The organism is Paraburkholderia sp. (genome assembly GCF_034668105.1).
In the GTDB taxonomy this organism is placed as follows: Bacteria; Pseudomonadota; Gammaproteobacteria; order Burkholderiales; family Burkholderiaceae; genus Paraburkholderia.
Genome location: NZ_JAXDPY010000501.1, coordinates 1 through 2,765 on the forward strand (window position 1 = coordinate 1; position 2,765 = coordinate 2,765).

Consider the following 2,765-nt stretch of genomic DNA (forward strand, 5'->3'; position numbering starts at 1 on the left):
GGCTTCGCATCGTGCGGCAGACGCGGCAATGCCCGCAGGGCATCGCACATGAGTTGGCCGCGGCGTTTGTTTGCTCGAGGCTTCACGATTGGCGGCCGTACCTATCTGGAACAGGCCCGCAATTGTCATGTCCGCTGGGGTGCCTCGGGCAAGGTCAGACAACTCGGCGCGCGCATGTCGCCAACGTGCCAAGCACAGGCTTCACGATCCCCCACTTCGCCCGGCGATGTAACTCAACTGGATCTGCTGTCGGTCGCCAAAGCCTCGCAGGCCATATCTGGCCAGATTGTGATTGACGATCTTGTCGACACGCTGATGCACATCGTGCTCGAAAGCGCAGGCGCTCAGACCTGCCATTTGCTGCTCGCCCGCAATGAGGACCTGCTGCATGCGGCCCAAGCGAATGTTGCGCAACAGAGGATCGACGTGCAGCGGCACTTGAACCGAGCGCTGGCCGTACCGAAGTTATCGGCAACGGAGTCGTCGGAATCTGCGTTGTCCGAGTTGGCACCGCCCGCTTCCATCATCAATTACGCACGGCGCTGCCACGAGCGGGTACTGCTGACGGATGCGATGCAATTAAATCCCTTTGCGGCAGATGACTACTTTGCCCGCCGCCAACCGAAGTCGGTGTTGTGCCTGCCGATCATGCGGCGCGCCGAGTTGATCGGGTTGCTATACCTCGAGAACAGCCTGACCACACATGCATTCACGCCCGAACGCGTGACCGTGCTGGAACTACTGGCCTCCCAGACGGCAATCTTGCTGGAGAACGCGCTGCTCTACGCCGATCTGCAACGGGAAAATAGCGAGCGCAAGCTGACCAAATCGGCTGTTCGAGGCATTCTTCACGACGAAGGCCAACGGAATGGGCATGGGTTTATCGATTTGCCGCTCGATCATCGAAGCCCATGGAGGAAGGGTGTGGGCATCCAGTAATGTCGGGCGGGGTGCGACTTTCCAGGTTAGTCTGCCTTCGCTTGGCCAGCGCGCGCAGCGAGGGGGAGACCTCGGTTGTTCGGGGTGAGTACCACCGCGAAGGTTTGCCGATACGGGATCGGCACCCGTAGCTTTAGATCCTTTCGTATCAATTCCTTATTGATGGAGACTTTTCCGCGGCGTGTTTTCCACCGTAGAATCGCATTAGTAACGCCATCTACAGCAGCTGGGTCATGCTGTTATCGATTCCAAATCGTTGATCGAACACAGCCGGGAACGCGATGCTATCCATGCAGTCATTCCCCCGCGCGCTTGTCCTGAGCGTCGTTTTTGCCAATCTTGGCGCCGGTACCGAGGCCGCCGCTCAGGTCCCGTTGACTGGCAACGTCGCGCAGGGAAGAGTCTTCTTTCAGCAAAACTGCGCCATGTGCCATGCTGACACCCTGGGACCTGGAAACGCAGTAATCATGCGTCAAGGCCCCAGCCTCGTGGGTGTTTTGGGTCGGCGCGCCGGTTCTCTCCCAAATTTCAGCTTTACAAATGCCTTGAGCGGGTCAGGCCTCACCTGGAATTCAACGTCCTTGGAGCGCTTCCTCACGAATCCGACGGCGATTGCGCCGGGCACCACCATGCCAGTTTCCGTCGCCGATTCGAGCGATCGTCGCAACCTGATAGCCTACCTCTCCACCTTGAAGCTTCCCGCCCAGGCGTCCCGAGCTGCGAACCTTGCGTCCGCGTCCTCGGCTGAACTCGACCCTGGCGACGCTGGCGATTGGCGTCATGCCGCCCCGGGAGTCAAGCATCACCTCACGCTGGCCGATTTGCCCGCCCCCTACGGCACCACTTCGGCCGGAAACCGTCCGCTGGTGGTGAAGCAGCCCGCAAATGCCTCCTTGTCGGTTCCGCCGAAGTTCCAGGTCCGGCTGTTTGCAACGGGTCTGTCGAATCCCCGCATCGTGCGCGTCGCACCGAACGGCGATATCTTTGTCGCGGAGACGGCAGCGAATCGCATACGGGTATTGCGTGCCGCTGACGGAGCGGATACGCCCTCTGAAAACCAAATATATGCCGATGATCTGGACCAACCCTTCGGTATCGCCTTTTATCCACGGGGAAGCCATCCGCAATGGATCTACGTGGCGAACAACAACTCGGTTATTCGCTTCCCCTATCGCAATGGTGACCTCAAGGCGAGCAGCACCGCTCAGATCGTTGTGCCACGTCTGACTGAAAGCCGGGGCGGACATAGCACACGCGATGTGGCCTTTTCGCTGGATGGCGCGCGCATGTTCATTTCCGTCGGTTCCGAGTCAAACGTCGCCGAAGACATGAACAAGAAGGCCCCCGGAGACATTTCTCGTTGGGAAGCCGAACACGGGAAAGGTGCGGCATGGGATGCTGAAACCAATCGCGCCGACATCCTCGTTACGGACCCCGAAGGCCATGAATCTCTCCACCCCTTTGCAACGGGCATTCGCAATGGCGCAGGAATCGCGGTGGATCCCGATACGGGCGAGTTGTGGGCTTCGACGAACGAACGCGATGGCCTGGGCGATAATCTGGTGCCGGATTACATTACCCGAGTGAAAGCCGGCGGATTCTACGGTTGGCCCTGGTTTTACACGGGCGGCCATGAAGATCCTCGCCACGCCGGCGAGCGCCCCGATCTTGCCGGGCTGGCGATCGTCCCCGACGTTCTACTGCAGTCACACTCGGCCCCGCTCGAGATGAGCTTCTATACAGCGACAACAGGCGCGGCAGCGTTTCCCGCAGAGTATCGTGGAGACGCTTTCGTGGCGTTGCACGGCTCATGGAACCGCAATTTG

1 protein-coding gene and 2 pseudogenes are annotated in these 2,765 nt (G+C 59.7%); all 3 read left to right on the forward strand.

Going from position 1 to position 2,765, the window contains the following annotated elements; all coding sequences use genetic code 11:
* Nucleotides 1-174 precede the first annotated feature (174 nt).
* Nucleotides 175-762, forward strand: a pseudogene (locus QOC89_RS31955) (GAF domain-containing protein); the annotation flags it as partial.
* Nucleotides 763-829: 67 nt separating this feature from the next.
* Nucleotides 830-1,027, forward strand: a pseudogene (locus QOC89_RS22490) (ATP-binding protein); the annotation flags it as partial.
* Between the two features lie 202 nt (nucleotides 1,028-1,229).
* The coding region (locus QOC89_RS22495; RefSeq protein WP_323047033.1) for a PQQ-dependent sugar dehydrogenase at nucleotides 1,230-2,765 on the forward strand (1,536 nt) is incomplete at its 3' end.